This window comes from Pontibacter lucknowensis (assembly GCF_900156415.1).
GTDB lineage: Bacteria > Bacteroidota > Bacteroidia > Cytophagales > Hymenobacteraceae > Pontibacter > Pontibacter lucknowensis.
In genome coordinates, this window is the sequence record NZ_FTNM01000002.1 from 1,013,411 (window position 1) to 1,035,747 (window position 22,337).

At 50.7% G+C, this 22,337-nt stretch carries 23 protein-coding genes; 22 read left to right on the top strand and 1 reads right to left on the bottom strand.

Annotated elements, in window-relative coordinates:
* Nucleotides 1-2 precede the first annotated feature (2 nt).
* Nucleotides 3-212, bottom strand: a complete 210-nt coding sequence (locus BW972_RS10520) for a hypothetical protein (protein ID WP_076422057.1) — start codon at nucleotides 210-212, stop codon at nucleotides 3-5.
* A 485-nt stretch (nucleotides 213-697) separates the two neighbouring features.
* Here BW972_RS10520 and BW972_RS10525 point away from each other — a divergent pair, with 485 nt between their 5' ends.
* From BW972_RS10525 to BW972_RS10630, 22 genes are all read left to right on the top strand, one after another.
* Nucleotides 698-1,540, top strand: coding sequence for a universal stress protein (locus tag BW972_RS10525; RefSeq protein WP_007652840.1), 843 nt, complete (start codon nucleotides 698-700; stop codon nucleotides 1,538-1,540).
* Between the two features lie 62 nt (nucleotides 1,541-1,602).
* Nucleotides 1,603-3,006 (top strand): OprD family porin, encoded by a 1,404-nt coding sequence (locus BW972_RS10530; protein ID WP_076422058.1) that lies wholly within the window; start codon nucleotides 1,603-1,605, stop codon nucleotides 3,004-3,006.
* Between the two features lie 152 nt (nucleotides 3,007-3,158).
* Nucleotides 3,159-4,496 carry an MBL fold metallo-hydrolase gene (locus BW972_RS10535; protein WP_076422059.1) on the top strand — a complete coding sequence of 446 codons (1,338 nt, stop codon included), beginning with the start codon at nucleotides 3,159-3,161 and terminating at the stop codon, nucleotides 4,494-4,496.
* Between the two features lie 118 nt (nucleotides 4,497-4,614).
* The gene (locus BW972_RS10540) at nucleotides 4,615-5,262 is read left to right on the top strand and encodes a Crp/Fnr family transcriptional regulator (RefSeq protein ID WP_007652850.1); all 648 of its coding nucleotides are present in this window, start codon (nucleotides 4,615-4,617) and stop codon (nucleotides 5,260-5,262) included.
* A 325-nt stretch (nucleotides 5,263-5,587) separates the two neighbouring features.
* The gene (locus tag BW972_RS10545; protein ID WP_076422060.1) at nucleotides 5,588-6,451 is read left to right on the top strand and encodes a sulfite exporter TauE/SafE family protein; all 864 of its coding nucleotides are present in this window, start codon (nucleotides 5,588-5,590) and stop codon (nucleotides 6,449-6,451) included.
* A 122-nt stretch (nucleotides 6,452-6,573) separates the two neighbouring features.
* Complete coding sequence (locus BW972_RS10550; protein WP_007652860.1) at nucleotides 6,574-7,986, top strand: MBL fold metallo-hydrolase; 1,413 nt, start codon at nucleotides 6,574-6,576, stop codon at nucleotides 7,984-7,986.
* A gap of 158 nt (nucleotides 7,987-8,144) precedes the next feature.
* Entirely contained in the window at nucleotides 8,145-8,474 is a 330-nt protein-coding gene (locus tag BW972_RS10555; protein WP_007652862.1) for a rhodanese-like domain-containing protein, read from the top strand.
* Nucleotides 8,475-8,564: 90 nt separating this feature from the next.
* Nucleotides 8,565-9,122 (top strand): YeeE/YedE family protein, encoded by a 558-nt coding sequence (locus tag BW972_RS10560; RefSeq protein ID WP_076422061.1) that lies wholly within the window; start codon nucleotides 8,565-8,567, stop codon nucleotides 9,120-9,122.
* An 18-nt stretch (nucleotides 9,123-9,140) separates the two neighbouring features.
* On the top strand, nucleotides 9,141-9,554 hold the full coding sequence (locus BW972_RS10565) for a DUF6691 family protein (protein WP_007652873.1): 414 nt from the start codon (nucleotides 9,141-9,143) through the stop codon (nucleotides 9,552-9,554).
* A gap of 90 nt (nucleotides 9,555-9,644) precedes the next feature.
* Entirely contained in the window at nucleotides 9,645-10,907 is a 1,263-nt protein-coding gene (locus BW972_RS10570; RefSeq protein ID WP_076422062.1) for an MFS transporter, read from the top strand.
* Nucleotides 10,908-10,962: 55 nt separating this feature from the next.
* Nucleotides 10,963-11,325 (top strand): hypothetical protein, encoded by a 363-nt coding sequence (locus tag BW972_RS10575; protein WP_007652883.1) that lies wholly within the window; start codon nucleotides 10,963-10,965, stop codon nucleotides 11,323-11,325.
* Nucleotides 11,326-11,475: 150 nt separating this feature from the next.
* Nucleotides 11,476-12,372 carry a DoxX family membrane protein gene (locus tag BW972_RS10580; protein WP_076422063.1) on the top strand — a complete coding sequence of 299 codons (897 nt, stop codon included), beginning with the start codon at nucleotides 11,476-11,478 and terminating at the stop codon, nucleotides 12,370-12,372.
* A gap of 83 nt (nucleotides 12,373-12,455) precedes the next feature.
* Nucleotides 12,456-13,085, top strand: coding sequence for a TlpA family protein disulfide reductase (locus BW972_RS10585; RefSeq protein WP_076422064.1), 630 nt, complete (start codon nucleotides 12,456-12,458; stop codon nucleotides 13,083-13,085).
* 101 nt (nucleotides 13,086-13,186) lie between these two features.
* Nucleotides 13,187-14,113, top strand: coding sequence for a sterol desaturase family protein (locus BW972_RS10590; RefSeq protein ID WP_076422065.1), 927 nt, complete (start codon nucleotides 13,187-13,189; stop codon nucleotides 14,111-14,113).
* A 146-nt stretch (nucleotides 14,114-14,259) separates the two neighbouring features.
* Nucleotides 14,260-14,988: a VIT1/CCC1 transporter family protein gene (locus BW972_RS10595; RefSeq protein WP_076422066.1), complete on the top strand. Its 729-nt coding sequence runs from the start codon at nucleotides 14,260-14,262 to the stop codon at nucleotides 14,986-14,988.
* A gap of 104 nt (nucleotides 14,989-15,092) precedes the next feature.
* Nucleotides 15,093-16,742 (top strand): bifunctional metallophosphatase/5'-nucleotidase, encoded by a 1,650-nt coding sequence (locus BW972_RS10600; protein WP_076422067.1) that lies wholly within the window; start codon nucleotides 15,093-15,095, stop codon nucleotides 16,740-16,742.
* Nucleotides 16,743-16,933: 191 nt separating this feature from the next.
* The gene (locus BW972_RS10605; RefSeq protein WP_076422068.1) at nucleotides 16,934-17,983 is read left to right on the top strand and encodes a c-type cytochrome; all 1,050 of its coding nucleotides are present in this window, start codon (nucleotides 16,934-16,936) and stop codon (nucleotides 17,981-17,983) included.
* 160 nt (nucleotides 17,984-18,143) lie between these two features.
* Complete coding sequence (locus BW972_RS10610) at nucleotides 18,144-18,524, top strand: hypothetical protein (RefSeq protein WP_143731988.1); 381 nt, start codon at nucleotides 18,144-18,146, stop codon at nucleotides 18,522-18,524.
* A 260-nt stretch (nucleotides 18,525-18,784) separates the two neighbouring features.
* A complete protein-coding gene (locus BW972_RS10615; RefSeq protein ID WP_076422069.1) occupies nucleotides 18,785-18,997 on the top strand; it encodes a Sec-independent protein translocase subunit TatA/TatB in 213 nt (70 codons plus the stop codon).
* A 33-nt stretch (nucleotides 18,998-19,030) separates the two neighbouring features.
* Nucleotides 19,031-19,690, top strand: a complete 660-nt coding sequence (locus tag BW972_RS10620) for a DedA family protein (protein WP_076422070.1) — start codon at nucleotides 19,031-19,033, stop codon at nucleotides 19,688-19,690.
* Nucleotides 19,691-19,718: 28 nt separating this feature from the next.
* Nucleotides 19,719-21,143, top strand: a complete 1,425-nt coding sequence (locus BW972_RS10625) for a dicarboxylate/amino acid:cation symporter (protein ID WP_076422071.1) — start codon at nucleotides 19,719-19,721, stop codon at nucleotides 21,141-21,143.
* Nucleotides 21,144-21,197: 54 nt separating this feature from the next.
* The gene (locus BW972_RS10630; RefSeq protein WP_076422072.1) at nucleotides 21,198-22,334 is read left to right on the top strand and encodes a hypothetical protein; all 1,137 of its coding nucleotides are present in this window, start codon (nucleotides 21,198-21,200) and stop codon (nucleotides 22,332-22,334) included.
* The last annotated feature ends 3 nt before the right edge of the window (nucleotides 22,335-22,337 follow it).

The window sequence follows — 22,337 nt, forward strand, 5'->3', positions numbered from 1 at the left end:
TGTTACTTGAGTTTGTTCAGTCGGTATACCGCCACTCCGATAAACAGAAAAGGCAGCAGCATATAAAAGAATAGTTTCAGAAAGCTTTCGTCGAAAATAGCAGCTTGCAGGGGGCGATTGCAGGTGGTGCAGGCGAGGACGGGAAGGCTGATCAGCATAACTAAAACGAGCGGCAGCACCTGCCGAGGCAATCGGTAGAAATACTTTTTCATCAGCTATACCTGTAAGGATTCCACAATCAAACTTCCCACATATACCTGAACGAAAGCGCTTTAGTTTCTAAATAAGCCCCTAGCCTGCTCTTAAGGGGATGCACAGCCTTTTGTTTCCACAAAAAAAACTTGTGTAACCATAGTCACTGAACAAGGTGCCTTTATCGCTGACCTTTGTATTGTCAATAAGTAGAAAACATGATGCAGCAATACTGGAACGAACGCAATAGCCAGCAAGAGATGGTATACGGACCTGAGCCGAACGTCTTTTTTGGGAAACAACTACCGTCTGGCAGATGCTGGCAGTTTTGCAACCGAACCTGAAAGTGTGGATGTCATGGCACTGATATACGCTCACATCCCTCTGATCTGCGCCAAACCCTGCACCGCAAGGTACAGCAGTGACTGTTAGTGGCAACCAAACCAACGGCTTACATAAAATAAAAATTAGATCAGCTACACAAGCGATAAACAAGCAACATACAATGGAAAAGAGACTCAACATCATGGTGCCGATGGATTTTACACCGGTATCTTTTAAAGCACTGGAAATGCTCGCCTTTCTGATGGAGAAAACTCCGGTAAACACGCATTTGGTGCATGTTATTCAGGTGAACGCGGCAGAGTGGGCGGGCACCACCGATTCGTCTGAAACCATCGACAGAGGCCAGATAAAAGAGTTCGAGCAACAGGCAATAGCAGGCTTCGAGGAAATTAGAAAACAGGTGAATTTCGATTTCACCAGCGCTGTGGTATACGGCGGTCTGACGACCAGCCTGACCAGGTATGCCGAACAGAACGGGATTGACCTAATCATCATGGGTACAGAGGGTGCAGAGGGTTGGTTCGAGCGCATCTCGGGTTCTGAGGCGCAGCATGTGGTACGATTTACCAGGGTGCCAATCATCACGATTCAGAAGGACGCCTCTATCACCCCGATCAAAAACCTGCTGTGGGTGGCTGACTTCAGCGCCGAGAAGCAACCGGAACAAACGGTTAACACCATCAAGACGCTGCAACAGCTTTTCGGGGCACAATTGCACCTCTTGCAGATCATCGAAAAAGAGGATGATCCGAAGCTCGACAGCATCATACAGCAGATGCAGCGCTTCGCCACCAATTTGAAGTTGCAAAACTACGAACTGCACTTTAAGAGCGACAGCAAGGTGCCGGCCGGTGTACGCAACTTTAACCAGGAGTCAGAGATGGACCTGGTGGTGATCGGCACCCACGCCCGCAAAGGCTTCAGCCAAATTTTCTACGGCAGCATTGCCGAGACTTTGGTGAATCACTGTATCCGTCCATTGCTGACTTATCACCTGAAATAAAATATTCACATAGGCAGGCTCCGGGGCAGCTATACCTGTTCCAGTTATTAATCACCAATTCCATGCTAAAAAAAATTGCGCTGTTCACTGCTTTATCTCTGTCTACGAACTGGGGCATTGCCATTGCACAAGTGCACACCCGTGAGCATGCAGAGCAGCATGCAGTTTCCGACACCGTACAGATCAGAAGCGCGAAAGACCTTTTCACGAAAGGTGAAATAGAGGGCCACGTGCGCAACTACTTTATGGCCACATTCAACCACGGTTCCCTCTCCGACAATTATGCCAATGCCATCGGGGCCGAGATTGGGTACAAAACAGCGTCCCTGCACGGTTTCCGCTTTGGTTTTGCCGGACTCTTTACCTATAACCTGTTTTCTTCCAATCTGGGTGAAAGGGATTTCATTTCCGAAAAACACCCGAAACTGGAGATGGAGCTTTTTGATATCGAGGACCCGCACAACAAAGCGGACCTGGACCGCCTTGACGAGTTATACCTGGAGTATAATTCAGCCAGGCTTCGGGCCAAAATCGGTCGCTTTAGTTTTACCTCTCCCCTAATGAACCCGCAGGATACGCGCATGAAACCGTATTCTTTTCAAGGTATAAAAGTGCAACTGCCGTTTCAGGAAAAAGGCCTTCTCACGATGGCTTGGTTCGACCATTTCTCACCCAGAAGTACCGTGGAATGGTACAGGGCTGGGGAAACGATCGGTATTTTTTCACCGGGAGTGGATGAATGGGGAAAACCATCCGGCTATCCGCATCACACACATACTAAAGGCGTAGCTGTAACTGGTTTGCAATTAAAACCCAACAAACGCCTGCAGGCCGAAGCCTGGAACTACTGGATTGAAAACGTATCGAACAACAGCTATGGCAGAGCGGTAGTAGAGGTAGTGCCACAGGTAAAGGCAGGTATAGAGGGATTGTACCAGTTTCAGGTAGGCAACGGCGGCAACCCTGAAAGTACGCTGGTTTACTTCCCGGACCAGCAGCAGTGGCTGGCTGGGGGTATGCTGGCCTATGAGCCCAACAATCTGCACCTGTCGCTTAATTACCTGCACATCGACGGGGGCGGGCGCTTTCTGTTTCCTCGGGAATGGGGACGCGAGCAGTTTTTTGCCACCATCTCCAGAGGACGATTGGAAGGTGTGGGCAAATCGGATTTGCTCGTAGCAAAAGGCCGCAAAAAATGGTCTGATAATTTCTCTTCAGAATTGTCAGTAGCCAAGTCGTGGCTCCCGGCACCAAACGATTATAGGTATAACAAACATGGCGCTATATCCCACTGGGGCTGGGTGGCTGATCTCAATTATAGTCCCTCGAAACCGGTACTCGATGGGCTCAGTTTCCGCTTGCTCTACATTGGTCGTACATCTCCCGAAATGGATATCCCGCTAAAGGACATGTATTACAACACCAACTTTCACAATATAAACTTTGTAACGCAGCTTACTTTTTAGGTATACCTAACTAAAAATAACAACAATTTCCCCTTGATTAACGCTATGTGACTTAGGTCACTGTGTTCGGGTAACGTATACTATACCTTTGTAATGAAATCAGGAAGTACTGTTAAACTTGCTGAATTTATAAGCATAAAAACCCAAAACCCATGAAAATAGAACAGTTCGAAGACAAAGGCTTAGCGCATTATGCTTATGCCATACTGAGTGAAAAAACCAGTGAAGTCGTGCTGATAGATCCGGCCCGTAATCCGCAGCCCTACTACGACTTCGCCGAGAAAAATAACGCGAAAATAGTAGGTGTGATCGAAACGCACCCACATGCTGACTTTGTGAGTTCCCACCTCGAAATTCACGAGAAAACGGGTGCTACGATTTACGCGCACAGCCTGGTAGGTGCCGACTATCCGCATAAAACGTTTGACGAAGGTGAAGTGCTGGAGATTGGAGACGTGAAACTGAAATCCATCCACACGCCGGGTCACTCTCCAGACGGCATCAGCATTGTGCTGGAACACGAAGGTAAGGACAAAGCGGTATTTACAGGCGACACCCTGTTTATAGGCGATGTAGGTCGTCCGGACTTGCGCGAGAGTGCCGGTAACGTAACAGCCAAGCGCGAAGAGCTGGCCCGCCAGATGTATCAAAGCACCCGCGAAAAACTGATGAAGCTGGACGACGATGTGCTGGTATACCCTGCGCACGGAGCTGGCACGCTTTGCGGCAAGGGCCTGAGCGAAGCGAACAGCAGCACCATCGGAGCCGAGAAAATGAGCAACTATGCCCTGCAGGAAATGAGCGAAGATGCTTTCGTGAAAGTACTGACAGAAGATCAGCCTTTTATACCGAAATACTTTGGCTACGACGTAGGGCTTAACAAGCAAGGTGCTCCCTCCTACCAGCCTAGCCTGGACAAGGTGAAGAAACTGGAGAAAAACTACAAGCCGGGCAAAGGTGCTGTGATCGTGGACGGCCGTAGCGAAAAGGTTTTCAAAAAAGGGCACCTCGAGGGTGCGATCAACATTCAGAACGGTGGCAAATTTGAAACCTGGCTGGGTAGTATTATTGGTCCGAACGAGCGCTACTACCTGATCGCTGAAACAGAAGATGAGCTGGATGACCTGATTCGCAAAGCTTCCAAAATCGGTTATGAATTGCTGATTGAGGGCGCGTTTGTACAGACCGAAGCAGGTGAGGAGAAATCTCCGGTAATCGATGTGGCTGAGTTCAAAGAAAATCAGGACCAGTATACCATCGTGGACATCCGCAACGCTTCCGAAGTGAAAGTTGGTAAATTCTTCGACAAGGCCATCAACATTCCGCTTCCAGAACTGCGTGAACGAGCCAGGGAAATTCCTTCGGACAAACCAGTTGTGGTGCACTGTGCCGGTGGTTACCGCTCTGCGGCAGGCAGCAGCATCGTGGAAGCAGCTTTGCCAGACACCAAGGTACTTGACCTGAGCGAAGCCGTAAACGACTTTAAATAAGCGTTCTATACATTAATTATTACCAGTGCGGGTACTTTTGGTGCCTGCACTGGTTTTTTGCTTTATACTTGCTATACCTTAACATCTATTCAAACCTTTACGACACGTATACTATACCATGGAAATACCGCAGAAAGACGATATACTCAAGCAATTCCCTCAGTTCGAACAGCCACTACTCGAAGAAATTCTGAAGCACAGCACGATCCGGCAAGTGGAAGAAGGGGAAGAAGTCATGCGCACCGGCCAGTACATCCGCTCCACAGTACTGCTCCTCAGCGGACTGCTCAAGGTATACCGCGAGGATGACGAAGGCAACGAGTTCCTGATGTACTACCTTGAACCCGGCAATGCCTGCGCTATGTCCATGATGTGCACGGCCCGCGACGAACAGAGTCAGATCATGGCCAAGGCCGTGACCGAAGCAGAAGTGATCCTGATACCCTCCCACCTCTCCGAGCAGTGGCTGGCCAAGTACAAGAGCTGGCACAACTTCGTGATCGCCTCCTATCGTCAGCGCTTCGAAGAGCTGCTGCAAACCCTCGACAGCATTGCCTTCAAAGGGCTGGACGAGCGCCTCCTGTTCTACCTCAAGCGACACGTAAAAGTAAGTGGTAAAGAGATCCGCCTCTCCCACCAACAGATCGCCCTCGAGCTAAACAGCTCCCGCGAAGTGATCTCCCGCCTGCTTAAAAAGCTGGAGCAAACCGGCGCCATCACCTTGCACCGGAATTATATTGAGGTGCATGACCTGGAGTTAGTTTAAGAGTTTGAGAGTTGGGGAGTTGGAGACAATCACGATTCAATGCCGTCAACTAATATACTTTTATGTCATTTCGACCTACGGGAGAAATCTGAAATATTGCCACTAATCTCAAATTATCCAGATCTCTCCATTCTGTCGAGATGACAGTTTGGGTTGTTATTCCTTAAGTTGACGGCATTGGGTCGCGACCTGTACGCACAAACTTACCTCCCCAACTCCTAAACTCTCAAACTCCTCAACTTCCTCCCTCTGTGATACTAGTCACTGAAGTCCGTTTATGATCGCCCTACCTTTGTAGCAGATTACAAAACAAACGACATAATCAATGGAAATTCTAGGTTATATTGCGGCCCTTCTGATTGGGCTTTCGCTTGGCTTGATTGGTGGTGGTGGCTCAATTCTGACGGTGCCGGTATTGGTCTACCTGATCGGCCTCAGCCCCGTTATCTCAACAGCTTACTCGCTTTTTATCGTGGGACTTACCAGTCTGGTGGGCTCTTACAAGTTCTACAAGAATGGGCTTGTCAGTATGAAGACAGCCATCGTGTTCGGTATACCTTCAATCGTGGCGGTATACCTGACGCGCCGCTATTTGGTGCCGGCCATACCGGAGGAAATTTTCTCGGTGGGTGATTTTATGGTCACCAAAGGCATTATGTTGATGCTGCTTTTCGCTGGTCTGATGGTGTTTGCCTCCATCAGCATGATCAGGAAAAAGAAAGCACCAGCTACGACACCTACCGAACCGGTAGACATGGTGGACGAAAACATTGACACGGAAATTGATGTGGAAGGAAACGGTACGCCGCACCCGCAACCAAAATTCAATTATGCCGGCATTCTGGCCGAAGGCTTAGTAGTGGGTACGCTCACCGGATTAGTGGGTGCTGGCGGTGGCTTTTTGATTATACCTGCGTTGGTACTCTTCAGTAAGCTCGACATGAAAATGGCCGTGGGCACCTCCCTCCTGATCATCGCGGCCAAGTCACTTTTCGGTTTTATCGGCGACATTTTCAACTACGAGATCGACTGGATGTTCCTGGGCAATTTCTCCGCCATTTCTATCGCAGGCATCTTCGTTGGTACCGCACTTTCCGCTAAAATTCACGCTGACAAACTCAAAACCGCTTTTGGTTGGTTCGTCCTGGTGATGGGGGTGTATATCATCGGAAAAGAGCTTTTCTTCTAAAAAATTAACCTGCGTGATCTAAGTCACTGTGTCGCGCAAATAATATACTGATATTTGTAGTGTCATCTGATGGAAAGATGATGACATAAAACAGATAAAAAAGAACTCAAAACCCTATACCCATGAAAGTAGAACAGATCTATACCGGTTGCCTGGCACAAGGTGCTTACTACATCGAAAGCAATGGCGAAGTGGCCATTGTGGACCCACTGCGCGAGATCAAGCCATACCTGGAAAAAGCTGAAAAAGACAATGCCAAAATAAAGTTTGTGCTGGAAACACACTTCCACGCCGACTTCGTTTCGGGCCACGTGGATCTGGCAAAAGCCAGCGGTGCCCAGATCGTTTTCGGTCCGAATGCACAGCCTAGCTTTGAAGCGCATATTGCCACTGATGGCGAGGAACTGAAACTGGGTAATGTGACGATCAAGGTGCTGCACACACCAGGTCACACGATGGAGTCAACCACGTATTTGCTGCTCGACGAGAACGGAAAAGAGCACGCCATTTTCTCAGGCGACACCTTATTTATCGGTGATGTAGGCCGTCCGGACCTGGCTGTGAAGTCCGACCTGACAGAGGAGCAACTGGCTGAGCACCTGTTTGACTCGCTGCGCAACAAGATCATGACCTTGCCGGATGACGTGGTGGTATACCCGGCGCACGGTGCAGGCTCAGCTTGTGGCAAGAACATGAGCAAAGAAACAACCGACCTGCTCGGTAACCAAAAGAAAACGAATTACGCCCTGCGTGCCGATATGTCGAAAGAGGAGTTTGTAAAAGAGGTAACTGACGGTTTACTTCCTCCTCCGGGCTACTTCCCGATGAACGTGAAGATGAACAAGGAAGGCTACGCAAACATCGACGAGGTGTTGGCAAAAGGCCAGCAGGCGCTGTCTCCGGATGCGTTTGAAGCAGCCGTGAACGAAACGAGCGCCTTGGTGCTCGACACGCGCAAGCCAGAGACCTTCGCTGCCGGGTTTATTCCGAACTCGATCAACATCGGGATCGATGGCAACTTCGCTCCCTGGATCGGCGCTTTGATCCCGGATATTCAGCAGCCAATCCTGTTCATCGCCGACGAAGGCCGTGAAGAGGAAGTGGTGACAAGACTGGCCCGTGTAGGCTATGACTTTGCGCTGGGTTACCTCAAAGGCGGACTCGATGCTTGGAAAGCAGCTGGCAAGGAAGTTGACACCATCAAATCGATTTCTGCTGCTGAATTCGCGGCTGATTATGCAAAAGACAACAGCATCAAAGTGGTAGACGTGCGCAAGCCGGGCGAGTACCAGGCAGAGCACGTAGCATCTGCCCAGCACGCTCCGCTCGACTACCTGAACGACCACCTGGCTGAGCTGCCGAAAGAAGAGGTGATGTACCTGCACTGTGCCGGTGGCTATCGCTCGATGATCGCAGCTTCCATCCTGAAAGCAAGAGGTTTCGATAACGTGATCAACGTGGAAGGTGGCTTTAAGGCGATCGCCGAAACTAACGTACCGAGAACGGCTTACGTTTGCCCTTCTACATTAAAGTAAAATGGTTTAGTATTGATAGATCGGGGCCAGTTAAAAGCTGGCCCTGATTATTTTAGGCCAGATCGTACTGCGTGACCAAAGTCACTGAACATGTTTTGCTATACCTGTACCTTTGTATAGTAAATTAAAACAAGACTATAAATTAAACACATAAAGCCATGTTCAATATCTTTAAATCCGCTCCCAAGAACTACGAAAACCTGGACGGAAATACATTCAAAACTAAATTCCAGAGCGCACCAAAAGCAGAGTTGCTCGATGTGCGAACAGCGGGTGAATTTGCTTCCGGAACTATCAAAGGCGCCAAAAACCTGGACGTGACCACAGGTCAGTTTCAAAACGCGCTGGGCTCACTCGACAAGGACAAAGAGTACTTTGTGTTTTGCCGCAGTGGCAACCGCAGCGGTTCCGCCTGTGAGCTGATGAGTGCTCAGGGATTCAAGTGCTATAACCTGGCAGGTGGCATCGGTGCCTGGCCAAACAACTAAACAAATCATACGGGCAGAAAAGGAAGGGGCACGCGACCTCGCCTCTTCCCTGCTCTTCTCTCCATCACCAAATATTAAATTGACTAAATTATGTTAGAGCTTATAAGACAACCATGGCCATGGTATATCTCGGGTATCGTGATCGCTTTTATCATGGTGTTGCTGTTGTTTTTCGGCAAGTCGTTCGGGTTTTCGTCAAACCTGCGCACCATCTGCTCGGCCTGCGGTGCCGGCAAAAGGGTTAAGTTTTTTGATTTCGATTGGCGCTCACAAACCTGGAACCTGCTGTTCCTGGTAGGTGCCATCATCGGTGGTTTTATTTCGGCTGAGTTTCTCTCATCCGGGGAGCCGGTACAAATTTCACAGGCCACGATTCAGGACCTGCAGCAACTGGGCATTTCGGCTCCAGACGGCATGCAGCCAACAGAGATCTTTAGCCTGAGTGCCGCCTTCACCCTGAAAGGATTCCTGATTCTGCTGCTGGGCGGTTTCGCGATCGGTTTCGGGGCACGCTACGCCGGCGGCTGTACTTCTGGTCACGCCATCAGTGGCATCTCCAACCTGCAACTCCCGTCTTTGATTGCCGTGATCGGCTTCTTCATCGGTGGCCTGATCACAACTTTTGTGTTGCTGCCTCTAATTTTCTAAAGCTTAAAATACAGATTCGTGAAAAGTATAAAATTTATAATAGCCGGCATTCTGTTCGGTATCGTGATGAGTAAATCGGAGGCGATTTCGTGGTTCCGCATTCAGGAGATGTTCCGCTTCCAGGACTTCCATATGTATGGCATCATCGGAACGGCTGTGGTGCTGGGTACCATTGCTACACTCGTGATCAAGAAGTTCAAATTGCGCGACTTTCAGGGCAACCCAATCGTATTTACACCCAAGGAAATGTCGATTCCGCGCTACATCATCGGCGGTACCATTTTCGGTTTGGGCTGGGCGCTGACAGGTGCTTGTCCGGGTCCGATGTTCGTGAATGTAGGCTTCAGCTACTGGGCAATTTTCATCGCCATAGGCGGTGCCCTGGCAGGTACTTACATGTACGGTGCGATCAAGGACCGACTGCCGCATTAATATGAAATTTGGCTAAATGTTGTTGTGTGCTGAAAGCCGTTTGCGTCAAGCAATGGCTTTCATGCGTACTTCCAAAAAAATGAATTGACCATGTCGACAACAGACACAAAACTAGGCTTGAGAGAAAACGCCACGCAGTTCTGGCTGCTGGTGTTGGTGAACGGCTTTGTGGGCGCCATGGTCGGACTGGAGCGCTCTGTGATCCCGGAGTTCGCCGAAACTGTTTTCGGTATCAGCGGGCACACAGCGCTTCTGTCATTTATCGTCGCCTTTGGTCTGGCCAAGTCCTTTGCCAACATGATGATGGGCCGCCTGACGATCAGGTTTACCCGTAAGCAACTGCTCTTGATCGGTTGGCTCTTCGCTTTGCCGGTGCCTTGGCTATTGCTCTACGCCAACAACTGGTGGTGGGTGATCTTTGCGAACCTGCTGCTGGGTATAAACCAAGGCTTGGCATGGTCTGCTACGGTGGTGATGAAGATTGACCTCGTAGGTGAAAAGAACCGTGGATTGGCCATGGGCATCAATGAATTTGCCGGTTATCTGGCCGTGGGACTGGTGGCGTTTTTAGCTGGTTACATTGCGTCAACAACAGGCGAAGTCACTTATGCTTTCATACCCGGCATCGCCTTCTCCATCATAGGTTTGCTGCTCACCTGGCTCTTTGTGCGCGATACGCATGCGCACGTCAGAACCGAGACGGCACAAACCAGCATTCCGCTTTTGCGCAACGTCTGGAAAGACACCACCTGGCGGCATGCTAATCTAGGTTCTGTCACGCTGAGCGGTTTCGTGAACAACATGAACGACGGCATACTTTGGGGTTTGCTGCCGGTGCTACTGATGAGCAAAGGCTATACCTTGCAGCAGGTCGGTCTGCTGGCCGGTATCTACCCGGCGGTGTGGGGTCTCGGACAGTTAGTGACAGGCAAGCTCGGTGACGTGCTCTGCAAGAAACAATTGCTGAGCTTAGGTATGATGATACAAGGTATAGCCATTGGTGTACTTTTCTTCACCCAAGCTTACGCATTAGTAATAGCAGTATTGGTGCTGCTGGGAGCCGGAACAGCGCTGGTATACCCGAATTTCCTGTCAGTAGTGGCTGAAAACACACACCCGGAACAGCGACCGCAGAGCCTGGGCATTTTCCGCTTCTGGCGTGACTTCGGCTACGTGGCCGGAGCCGTGGCGGCAGGTGTTTTCAGTGACCTCTTTGGCGTGGAATTTGTACTGTTGGGCACGGCCATCCTGACCCTTGGAGCGGGTGTATTGTCCGAAATACGGATGTGCTGCACCAAAAAGCTCTTATGGCATAGTCCCGAATGCGGAACAAACTTGGTGGCCAGAACTTAAAATTGTAAATTTACGAGATCGCCGTCTCGCTATACCTGCTGGTAAAATATAGACTATGAAGCACACGCTGCTACTTCTTTTAAGCACCATATTGCTCCTGTTCACCCTGGCACAACCACAAAAGCCAGTGAACGGGGTTGCCTGTGCGCTTAAAAGTGAGCTGAAAGCAGCGAACCTACCTACCAAATTAAAGCGCCCCTGCGCTAAAAAATGTCTCAAGCATCAGACGCATTCTGAGCAAAAGGACTCTGCGAATGTCGTGATCGATTGCAGCCAGCAACTCTATGCTGTGGTGGCCGACAAAGAGTCCGACGCGTATCTCAAATCCGCTGCCAGACAACAGTTAATGGCTACAGTGCAGCAGATCCACCCCGCTCCTAGTTTAGGCGCTGACCCTGACCCTCCGAGATTTTCTTAAAATACTAATCACATTATCCTGACACAGCCACAACATACCGGGTTTGCACATATTGCTATACCTATGCTGTCGCTGTGCCTTAATCAACATGTCAACGCGCCAGGCATGGCCTATAGCGCCGCGACTATTATTTGAAGAAAAATCTCTGTTATGGAAAATAACCCTTTGCAAAAAATATCCTTTCTGGTGCTTCGCGCCTTTGGTAGCCTGATCTTCATCATGGCTGGTTTCAACCACCTGTTTCAGACCGCTGGCGCAACAGCCCGCCTCGAAAAAGCACCTTTTGCCCAGTTAGCTACCTGGATGGCTCCTGCCGAAACGCTGATCATTTTATCAGGCGTTGGTCTGATCGTTGGCGGCTTTATGCTTTTGGCTGGATTTAAGACCAGACTAGCGGCGGGTTTGCTGCTGGCCATCCTGATCCCGATCACACTGACGGTGCAGGTAGGCGCTGAAGGTTCCGGCCCCCTGTTCAAAAACATCGCCCTGATCGGCATGCTAGTGTTTTTCATCGTGAATGGCGCCATCTACTACGGACTGGACCAATCACTTTTTCAAAAAGAGCAAATGAAATCGAGTATAAAGAATAAATTTAATGGTAATTATGTTGCCGTATTGGCATTCGGTCTGCTATTGGTTTTAGGCTCCTGCACTGCGGGTACAACAGTAGGCCAAAGCACTGCCCAAGCAGGTACCGTGACAGCGGCAACAGGTAAGAAATACGCAGTGCTGATCAGTCAGCCCAACCACCTGAAAGCTGCCGTGAACACAGCCGAGACCATCACGAAAGAAAGTCGCTACCAGCGTGAAAGTTTTGTGGTAATGGCCTGCGGCAAGTCTGTTGAAGCTTTCGTGAAAGGCAGCGAACTGGCACAGGAGTTTGAGAAAGGGAAAGCTGCAGGTGTCACGTACAGGGTATGCGGCATGTCGCTCAAGCAGTTTAACATCAATACTAGTTCGCTTGTTGACGGTGTGGAAGTAATTCCAAACGGCCTCACTTATATGTTTGACCTGCAGGAACAAGGCTATACCACGGTGGAGCTTTAATTGCCGAAGCGGAACACAGAAATTAACAATTAAAATTGATCTAGACTGATTCGGGAAGACCGAATTCTATTAAATATAATATCATGGACAAGAAGAAATTTTCAATCAAAGACATACCTGGCTGGGCTGTCATGCTGGGCATTTTCGGCATCCTATACCTGACGGGTTTGCATACTGAGGCCATCGGGCAAGTACAGCGCCTATTACTGGCAACAGGTGTCAAAAATGCGGATGTGCCAGCCATAGATGAAGTTGCCGCTAACTCGGAGACAGAATTGTATACAGTTGCCGGAGCACCCATGGCAGGTGCAGGTTTCAAGATGGTAGACCTGAACGGCAAGACCGTGAATTTCGAAAGCCTGAAAGGTAAGGTTATCTTCCTGAACATCTGGGCGACCTGGTGTCCACCTTGTATAGCTGAAATGCCGAACATCCACAGCTTGTACAAAAAAATGGACCCTAATAAAGTGGCGTTCGTTATGTTGTCGGTGGATGAGGGCGGCATGGAAAAGGTGAAGAAGTTTGTAGACAAAAAGAAGTATACCTTCCCGGTATACATGCCGGCCAGCCAGTTTCCGCAAGAATTCTACAGCACGGCGATCCCTACCACGTTCATTATTTCTCCGGAAGGAAAGATCGTAGCCAAACAGGAAGGTATGGCCGAGTATGATACTGAAGAAGTACGTGAGTTCCTGCTGGGGCTGGCGAAATAAACATGCTAAAAATAGCCAGCGCTGAACTTATTGCTGGCTATTTTTTTATACTTACAGCAGCAACAGATTCTATACAAAATTTATTGCCAGTTTAGGTATACATGGAGAAATACTGGAACATCTTTACGAGCTCTTTTTCGGACTACGGTAACTACCTGTGGCGTGAAATGCTGCACCCAAGCTGGGGCAATTATTTCTATTGGCTGCTGGGCTTGTCGCTGTTTTTCTGGCTGCTAGAGGTCATATTGCCGTGGCGCAAGGGACAGCCAGTCATCCGGCAGGATTTCTGGCTCGACGGCTTCTACATGTTCTTTAATTTTTTCCTGTTCTCGCTGGTCGGTTTCAATGCCATTTCCAATATCGGCGTAGAGGCGTTTAATGATTTTCTGGGTTTGTTCGGTATCCAGAATTTGATTGCTTTTGAGATACAGTCGTGGCCGGTGTGGGCACAACTGCTCACGCTCTTTGTACTGCGCGATTTCATTCAGTGGAACGTGCACCGCCTTCTGCACCGCTCCGATTTTCTGTGGCGCTTTCACAAGGTACATCACTCTGTGCAGCAAATGGGTTTTGCGGCGCACCTTCGCTTTCATTGGGGCGAAACGGTGGTCTACCGCACCCTTGAGTACATCCCGCTGGCCATGATCGGCTTCGGTATTCAGGACTTCTTTCTCGTGCACATTTTCGCCACCGCCATCGGGCACTTTAACCACTCCAACCTGCACATCCCGCTGGGTCCGCTGCGCTATCTGTTCAACAACCCGCAAATGCACATCTGGCATCACGCCAAGCGCATGCCCCACCGATATGGCGCTAACTATGGCATTAGCTTGAGTGTGTGGGATTACCTGTTCGGCACCGCTTACATGCCCCAAGATGGACGTGATATTGAGCTGGGGTTTGAGGAAGTGGAGCAATATCCAAAGTCTTTCTTTGAGCAACAGGTATACCCTTTTCGGGAGCGGGCGGTTGTCGATGATCAGCTTGTAGAGTCAGAAAAAGAGAGGGAAACAATACCTGAGGCTTAGGCAGCTATGGCGCGAGCGTACTCGCTCGTGCTATACCAGTCTGTGCACGATTCTGACAGGTCACGACCTGTCCCTACAAAAAATGAAATCATTCCAATTTTTTCTTAACTTTCTAAATCCCAAACTCTAAAACTCCTAAACCCCCCATGCCTCACCACGAAGTACAGTCGGAAGACAAAATACTTTTCTTCAAGAAAGAATACATCTCGGAGTTCGTGTATGGCGGTATTGACGGGGCCATTACCACTTTCGCGGTGGTGGCAGGGGCTGAAGGGGCTAGTCTGGGGATAGCGGTGGTCATCATTCTTGGTCTGGCCAACCTGATCGCGGATGGATTCTCGATGTCGGTCGGCAACTTCTTCTCCACCAAAGCGCAGCGCGACAACTTTGACCGACACAGGGCCCGTGAATATTGGGAAGTAGATAACCTGGGGGAGATAGAAAAAGAAGAGATCAGGCAAATATACGCGACCAAAGGCTTTAAAGGGGAGTTATTGAACCAAGTGGTGGAGGTCATCACTTCCGACAAAGACGTGTGGGTAGACACCATGATGAAGGAGGAACTGGAGATGACCAAAGACGACAAAACGCCTATCAAAACAGCTTCGGTTACCTTTATCAGTTTTATTCTGGTTGGCTCCATCCCGCTGCTGGCTTATATTTTTGCCGGGCTGGACTCAGGTATAGCAGGCGCTGAGCTTTTCGTTTACTCCAGTGTGCTTACAGGTATAGCCCTGACGATCGTGGGTGCTCTTAAGAGTATTGTGACAGAGCGCAACATCATGGCAGGTATAGCTGAGACGCTGCTGCTTGGCGGACTGGCCGCCACCCTCGCCTTTTTTGTGGGCGATGTGCTGGAAAGTGTGTTTATGTAAAAGCTCATGCCTGTGACAAAAGTCACTGTCTGGCAGTTTGTGAATGGTCACCTTTGTTAAGAAGCCTGAAAAACAGGTGGTCACCTTAACAAATTAACCGCACCATGAAACAAAACCTTAAACTGCTTCTCTCTGCCATCCTTATCCTCGGCCTCACCTTTGCAACCTCCTGCCAGACAACCCAGCAAGAGGATACGCACGCCAAGGAGGAAGGCGTCGAAACCATCACCATTCTGCAAACTGCCGACATTCACGGTCAGCTGATGCCACACCAGGAAATGTTCATCGAGAACGGTGAGTTCGTGTTTAAAGAGCGCGGCGGTGTGGCCAACATACAGACGATCTTCAAACAGGTGAAAGCCGAGAACCCGGGCGGCACTGTGATCGTGGACGGGGGCGATTTGATACAAGGCAGCGCTGTGGCTGCCCTTTCGGAGGGGGCTGTGTTTGGTCCCGTGATCAAGGCCATGGACTACGATTTTCTGATTCCGGGTAACTGGGAGGTGATCTTCGGCAGCCAGAAAATGCGCGACGTGCTGGCCTCCTACGGCAAGCCGGTGGTCTGCGCCAACATCTACGACGAGGCCAGCACCGACATGCTCTACCCGCCCTATATCGTAAAAGAAGTAAAAGGCGTGAAGCTGGGCTTTATCTCCTACAACGACCCCGAAGTACCGATCCGTCAGAACCCGTCATTCAGCAAAGGCCTGATCTTCAAACAACTTGAAGACAATATCGAGCCGCTGATCAAAGAATTGAAAGAAGAGCAGGGCGTGGATATCCTATTCCTGGTGACGCACCTCGGCATTTCAAAGCAGCTATACCTTGCTGATCAGGAGCAGATCAAGGGCGTGGACTTTATCCTGGGTAACGACACGCACGAGCGTATTCGCAAACCGCTGCAAGGCAAATATGCGCAGGTAGTAGAGCCGGGCGCATTTGCTTCGTTTGTAGGCCGCCTCGACCTGGACGTGAAAGACGGCAAGATTGTGGACCAGCGCTACGAATTGATCGACGTGGACCCTGCCGTATACCCAGCCGACCCGGTAGTGCAGCAAATCGTGGATAAGCAGATGGCTCCTTACAAGCAGAAAATGGAACGCGTGCTGGGCTATACCTCTACCCCACTCTACCGCTACTTAGTAGTAGAAAACCCAATGGACAACATGATCACCGATGCGGTGCGCTGGAAAACGGGCGTGGACATTGCCATCTCCAACGGTTTCCGTTTCAGCACCCCGATCGTGCCCGACGAAACAGGAAAAGCACCGATCACTTACAGCGATGTATGGAACATGCTGCCTGTGAACGAGAATGTGAAGATCGGTAAAGCCACCGGCAAGCAGATACAGGACTGGATGGAAAAGGAACTGCACAACGTGTTCGCAGAGAAGCCGCTGGAGCGTTTCGGTGGCTGGGTGATCCGTTTCTCAGGTATGGAAATGACCTTTAACGCCAACGCCCCGAAAGGCCAGCGCGTGCAGTCGATTACGGTTGGCGGCCAACCGCTCGACCCGAACAGACTCTACACCATGGGCGCTTGTCTGCGTCGCGGGGAACCTGACCACATGCTCTGCCGCATGCCGAATGCCGTGGAGACCCAAGTGCTCGACTACACCATCCACGATGTGATAGAAGAGTACCTGAAAGAGAAGGGCACGGTAGCCCCTAAGACCGACGGCCGGGCCAAAGCACTCGACTTGCCAGCCCCGGTACTGTCGCAGCTGCCAAACGTCGACTATACCTTCAGATAAAAGCAGAGAGCTCAGGAGAAAATTTTCCTGAGCTCTTTTTTTAGATGTCTCAGACAAAGACACCCCTTCCATCTTACCCCCGGTCGTCAAAGTTTTATCTTGACTTTAACCGCTCGTGTGACAAATATCACATACTTCTGATTTGCAATAGCTTAACTTGATTCCTACTCACCTTAAACTTTTGTGCTGTTATGAATCTGAATCAAGAAAATGAAGTTGTCGGCTTTCTACTGAAGATTTCCAATGTCGTTGGCTTAAGTGCGGTTGCGGTCATCCTGATGCTGGGCATCGTGATGTTTTTGGAGCTCACCGGCACAAAGGTCCGTTTACCAACCCTGACCGATACCAGCACGCCGTCTACAACTCCGGCAGTTCCTCCGCAGCCCGCTGAAGCCATGTGGCAGGCTCCGAACCTTGCCTCCCTGCCCGCCACTCCCGAAGGCGATCAGATCCGGTATGGCCGCGAAATGGTGGCACACACGGCAAAGTATCTCGGTCCGGAGGGCAGCGTACTGCAGATCGCCAACGGCATGAATTGCCAGAACTGCCACCTGGACGCTGGCACAAAACCTTTCGGCAACAACTACTCCTTGGTGGCCTCCACCTATCCCAAGTTTCGAGCCCGTTCGGGCACCGAAGAGGATGTGGTGAAGCGTGTGACCGATTGCTTTGAGCGCAGCCTCAACGGACAGGCCCCCAAACCAGACTCCAAAGAAATGCGGGCCATGGTGGCGTACATCAACTGGGTAGGTACGGGCGTCACGACAAATGAATCTCCCAAAGGTGCAGGCCTTGTCGAAATCGCCTTCCTTGACCGCGCCGCCAGTTCGGTATTGGGCAAAGCCATCTATGCACAGAAGTGCCAGGTATGCCATGGCGATAACGGACAGGGCATGAAATCAAGCGGCAACCCGGAATACATTTACCCACCGCTTTGGGGCGACGACAGCTACAACGACGGCGCCGGTCTGTACCGCGTATCCACCTTTGCCCGCTACGTGAAAGCCAACATGCCGCTGGGTGCTACGCACGACAGCCCGCTGCTCACCGACGAAGAAGCCTGGGACCTGGCCGCCTATGTAAACTCCATGCCGCGCCCGAAGAAAGACATCAGTCGGGACTGGCCGGATATTTCCAAAAAACCGATCGACCATCCCTTCGGTCCTTATGCCGATGGTTTCAGCGAAGCGCAGCACAAGTATGGCCCTTACCAACTGATCATAGAAGCCCGGAAAAAGTAATCGTGTATTTCCATGGAAAGGCCTGTTCTACTGGAACAGGCTTTTTGGTTTTAGAGCTGGCGAGACCGAAATAAACAGGACAAAATACAGGCTGTAAATTAATAGTTCGACTTCACTTGCTTCTTTGTGATTAGTAGTATATTTGCGGTTGCTTATGGCCATGATTCAGCCTAAATACCGCATTCTGAGACATTTGTTGATGTCGCTTGCTCTGCTTTGGGCCATCGTGCTCTCAAGCACTGCAACCTATGCCGCTGATACAGCCAAAGTAGCCCAAAGCAGTCTGGCAGGTCTAGCGCCAGACGAATCAGTTAGTACTGACAACGATCTGACAGGCTTACAGAAAGGGCTGCTCTACCTGGCCCAGGAAGGAACAACAGCTACTCTCACTTTTAGCTTTCAGCCTGCGGCCACTGTTAGCAAAACGCATACGATCTGGTTTGTAAGCCAGAAAGCCATCCCGCCTTATGCAGCGCGGGCTCCCGGCGACAACTTCTTTTGCCAGTTTTTCTACACTTCTAGTCAGCCCCAAGCTCCCTAGGCGGCTTATATTTCCCCATTCTTTCGGCAATACCCTACCCCAGCCAGAGTTCAAATACTTAGCCTGGAACCAACAGGTATAGCCAAGGCTGTTTCGCAGCCCTTTCATCATTCTTAACTTCTATTTTGTTTGCTGCCAGCAATTGCAAAGCAGCTTTTGTGGCCCTTTACGATTAGTAAAGCGTCTCATCCCTCGTCGCACAGCAAAGTCTGCGAAGGGGTCATTCTATTTCTAAAATCATATTTAACATCACTGCAATCATGACTAATATTGGAATATTTGCCTTCATCGGCAGCCTGGGAGGCGCAGAAGTAACCATCATCATATTTGCCATTTTGCTCCTGTTTGGTGCTAAGCGCATACCTGAACTTGCCCGTGGCATGGGTCGTGGCATCCGCGAGTTCAAAGATGCCACCAACGAGATAAAGAGTGAGCTCGACAAGTCCATCCAGGACAAGGATGAGAAGAAATAGCAGGCTGGCCCGGTAACAATAGCTCCTTTTTAGATGGACTTTATTTATTACGTGGCAGATTTTGTGCTGCACATCGACCAGCACCTGGTGCAACTGGTGCAGGAGTACCAGCAGTGGATCTACCTCATCCTGTTTCTTATTGTTTTCTGCGAAACTGGTCTGGTGGTGACGCCCTTCCTGCCGGGAGATTCGCTGCTGTTTGCACTCGGCGCTTTGGCTGCCATACCTGCTTCAGGCCTTAACCTGTTGCTGTTGATGGGGCTGCTGATCGTGGGCGCTATTCTGGGCGACTCCTTCAACTACTATGTGGGCAGCAAGATCGGAGGCCGCATATACCTGCGCGACTTCTGGTTTCTGGGCCGCACACACATCGACCAGACCCAGCGGTTCTACGAAAAATATGGCGGACGCACGATCATTTACGCACGCTTTGTGCCGATCATCCGCACGTTCGCTCCTTTTGTGGCCGGGGTGGGCAAGATGAATTACAGGCGCTTTTTCAGCTTCAACATCATTGGGGCGATCGTATGGGTGGTGTTTTTTATGCTGATGGGCTACCTGTTTGGAAACCTGCCGGCAGTAAAGCGTCATTTTTCGCTCCTCATTCTGGCGATCATCGTGCTGTCGATGGCCCCTCCTATTGTGGCTGCCCTCAAAAACCGGCTGTCGAAAAAAAGCACCACTCAGATTTAATTACACAAAAGCTTTAGACGATTAATTTATGAACAAGGCCTTTTTGCCACTGGTAACCCTGATCTGTATCAGCATAGCCGCCATCCTCACTGTCCTGCAGCAGTATGAAGTCATCGCCCTGCCAGCGGAAGCACTCACCGTTATTCGCTGGGGCGGCACCGCCGTGTTGCTGCTCTACGGTTTGCAAAAGCGTAACCTCACTACCTGGATCCTGATCAGCATGGTGGTCGGTGCCCAGATCGGCTATGATTTTCCGCAGGTAGCCCAGCACCTGAACGTGCTGAGTAAGGTCTTCCTGAAGCTGATCAAAACGATCATTGCGCCGCTTATCTTCGCCACCCTGGTGGTAGGTATAGCCGGGCACGCCAACCTGAAGCAGATCGGCAGTATGGGCTGGAAAGCGATCCTGTACTTCGAAATCGTGACTACCCTGGCCTTGTTCATCGGTCTGGCTGCCATCAACATCAGCAAAGCCGGCGAAGGCATCAACATGGCAGGTATAGCCGAGACTGAGGAGATTCAGGCACCAGCCAAGCAAACCTGGTCCGACATCATCCTGCACGTTTTCCCGGAGAACATTGCCAAGTCGGTTGCGGAGGGACAGGTACTGCAGATCGTGGTGTTCAGTGTGATCTTCGCCATCGGACTGGCCATGGTTACGGAGAAGAAGCGCAAGCCCATGCTCGACTTCTGCGAAAGCCTCTCTGAGACCATGTTCAAGTTCACCAACATCATCATGTACTTCGCCCCGATTGGTGTGGGTGCTGCTATTGCCTACACAGTGGGCCACATGGGCTTCGGTATCCTGGTGAACCTGTTCCAGCTGCTGGCTACACTGTATGTGGCGCTGCTGGCTTTTGTGCTGCTGGTGCTTTTACCGGTTGCCCTTATCGCCCGGATCCCGATCGTGCGTTTCCTCAAAGCAATCTCGGGTCCGGTTTCCATTGCCTTTGCGACCACCAGTTCGGAGGCAGCGCTGCCTAGGGCCATGGAGGAAATGGAGAAACTGGGAGTTCCGCGCCGCATTGTGGCTTTTGTGATGCCGACCGGCTACAGCTTTAACCTCGACGGCACGACGCTATACCTGGCACTGGCCGCCGTGTTTGTGGCACAGGCCGCAGGTATAGACCTGAGCTGGGAACAGCAGTTGCTGATGGTGTTCACGCTGATGCTCACCAGCAAAGGCGTGGCGGGCGTGCCGCGTGCCTCACTCGTGATTTTACTCGGTACGGTCGCGTCCTTCAACTTGCCGGTCTGGCCGCTGTTCGCCATTCTGGGTATAGACGAGCTCATGGACATGGCCCGTACTTCCATCAACGTGACCGGCAACTGTCTGGCAACGGCCGTGGTGGCCCGCTGGGAAGGTGAGTTTGATTTGCAGCCGGAAACAGGTCTGGTGGAGACAACCAATCCGGAGCTTTTAGAAAAGAAGCAGGAAGAAGTACCTGCATAGCGTCTTCATTCACAAACGCAACACCCTTAAATTTTAAAATTCACGTTTTTTCAGATGACAAAGACGCAAAAAAAGAGGCCGCACCTGGCGCCGCTTCAGCCTTATAAATTCAGGAAACGCTATAACCAGTTTGACCTTATCTTCCAGAAAGAGAAGAAGTTCCTTTACTTTATCGCCTTCTCGCTCTTCATGGCAGGTATGGTATACCCCTACCCGCACATTGCCATGTGGGTGGGCTTCGCCTTCGCCGGCTATTCAGCCATCGCCAACGACAGTATCCAGACCATCGGTACCTTTATCGTGTCCAACGAAGACAAAAAGTGGTACTGGCAGTGGCTGTTCATGGGACTTATCTTTCTGGGTACGGTGACTTACAGCTGGTATGCGTTCGACGGCGATGTGACCTACCAACGCCTGGCCACGCCGGGACTTGAAAAGGCGCCCGAAAGTTTCGTATACCTGCAGCTGGCCTCTCCCATTGTACTGCTGCTCCTGACGCGGTTCCGTATACCTGTCTCCACCACTTTCATGCTGCTCAGCGTGTTCACCGCAACCAGCGCCACGGTGCTCGGGATGATCAACAAAAGTCTGGCGGGCTATGTGCTGGCCTTTCTATCGGCCCTTGTCATCTACCTGCTGCTTTCCAAAGTGATCAAGCGCTTTATCAAAGGCGAGGCGCACGTGCTCTGGACGGTGGCGCAGTGGCTCATCAGCGGCTTTTTGTGGTACATCTGGCTGGTGCAGGACCTGGCGAACATTGCCGTATACCTGCCGCGTCAGTTAGGCGGCTTCGAGTTCCTGGCTTTTGCGGGTTTCATCTTCCTGGGACTTGGTTTCCTGTTCTACATGAAGGGTGACAAAATCCAGCACATTATCAACGAAAAATCTGAAGTGCGGGATGTGCGGAGTGCTACGATCATTGACCTGGTGTATGCCCTGATCCTCTATTATTTCAAGGAACTGAACAACATGCCGATGAGTACCACCTGGGTATTCGTGGGCTTGCTGGCGGGACGCGAACTGGGGATGCGTATCCGGGCGCAGGACTCTTCTGCGGCCTTTGGCAAAACCTTCCGACTGATCGGGAAAGATGTGTTGTCGGTGACCATCGGTTTGATCATTTCAGTTATTCTGGCTGTGGCCATCAATCCGGTGATGCAGCAGGAACTGCTGGACTTCTTCTTTAAATAAGCC

What these genes read in the sequence shown, in the direction of transcription:
- BW972_RS10520 (WP_076422057.1), bottom strand. Translation starts at nt 212, where the DNA reads ATGAAAAAGTATTTCTACCGATTGCCTCGGCAGGTGCTGCCGCTCGTT.
- BW972_RS10525 (WP_007652840.1), top strand. Translation starts at nt 698, where the DNA reads ATGGAAAAGAGACTCAACATCATGGTGCCGATGGATTTTACACCGGTA.
- BW972_RS10530 (WP_076422058.1), top strand. Translation starts at nt 1,603, where the DNA reads ATGCTAAAAAAAATTGCGCTGTTCACTGCTTTATCTCTGTCTACGAAC.
- BW972_RS10535 (WP_076422059.1), top strand. Translation starts at nt 3,159, where the DNA reads ATGAAAATAGAACAGTTCGAAGACAAAGGCTTAGCGCATTATGCTTAT.
- BW972_RS10540 (WP_007652850.1), top strand. Translation starts at nt 4,615, where the DNA reads ATGGAAATACCGCAGAAAGACGATATACTCAAGCAATTCCCTCAGTTC.
- BW972_RS10545 (WP_076422060.1), top strand. Translation starts at nt 5,588, where the DNA reads ATGGAAATTCTAGGTTATATTGCGGCCCTTCTGATTGGGCTTTCGCTT.
- BW972_RS10550 (WP_007652860.1), top strand. Translation starts at nt 6,574, where the DNA reads ATGAAAGTAGAACAGATCTATACCGGTTGCCTGGCACAAGGTGCTTAC.
- BW972_RS10555 (WP_007652862.1), top strand. Translation starts at nt 8,145, where the DNA reads ATGTTCAATATCTTTAAATCCGCTCCCAAGAACTACGAAAACCTGGAC.
- BW972_RS10560 (WP_076422061.1), top strand. Translation starts at nt 8,565, where the DNA reads ATGTTAGAGCTTATAAGACAACCATGGCCATGGTATATCTCGGGTATC.
- BW972_RS10570 (WP_076422062.1), top strand. Translation starts at nt 9,645, where the DNA reads ATGTCGACAACAGACACAAAACTAGGCTTGAGAGAAAACGCCACGCAG.
- BW972_RS10575 (WP_007652883.1), top strand. Translation starts at nt 10,963, where the DNA reads ATGAAGCACACGCTGCTACTTCTTTTAAGCACCATATTGCTCCTGTTC.
- BW972_RS10580 (WP_076422063.1), top strand. Translation starts at nt 11,476, where the DNA reads ATGGAAAATAACCCTTTGCAAAAAATATCCTTTCTGGTGCTTCGCGCC.
- BW972_RS10585 (WP_076422064.1), top strand. Translation starts at nt 12,456, where the DNA reads ATGGACAAGAAGAAATTTTCAATCAAAGACATACCTGGCTGGGCTGTC.
- BW972_RS10590 (WP_076422065.1), top strand. Translation starts at nt 13,187, where the DNA reads ATGGAGAAATACTGGAACATCTTTACGAGCTCTTTTTCGGACTACGGT.
- BW972_RS10595 (WP_076422066.1), top strand. Translation starts at nt 14,260, where the DNA reads ATGCCTCACCACGAAGTACAGTCGGAAGACAAAATACTTTTCTTCAAG.
- BW972_RS10600 (WP_076422067.1), top strand. Translation starts at nt 15,093, where the DNA reads ATGAAACAAAACCTTAAACTGCTTCTCTCTGCCATCCTTATCCTCGGC.
- BW972_RS10605 (WP_076422068.1), top strand. Translation starts at nt 16,934, where the DNA reads ATGAATCTGAATCAAGAAAATGAAGTTGTCGGCTTTCTACTGAAGATT.
- BW972_RS10610 (WP_143731988.1), top strand. Translation starts at nt 18,144, where the DNA reads ATGATTCAGCCTAAATACCGCATTCTGAGACATTTGTTGATGTCGCTT.
- BW972_RS10615 (WP_076422069.1), top strand. Translation starts at nt 18,785, where the DNA reads ATGACTAATATTGGAATATTTGCCTTCATCGGCAGCCTGGGAGGCGCA.
- BW972_RS10620 (WP_076422070.1), top strand. Translation starts at nt 19,031, where the DNA reads ATGGACTTTATTTATTACGTGGCAGATTTTGTGCTGCACATCGACCAG.
- BW972_RS10625 (WP_076422071.1), top strand. Translation starts at nt 19,719, where the DNA reads ATGAACAAGGCCTTTTTGCCACTGGTAACCCTGATCTGTATCAGCATA.
- BW972_RS10630 (WP_076422072.1), top strand. Translation starts at nt 21,198, where the DNA reads ATGACAAAGACGCAAAAAAAGAGGCCGCACCTGGCGCCGCTTCAGCCT.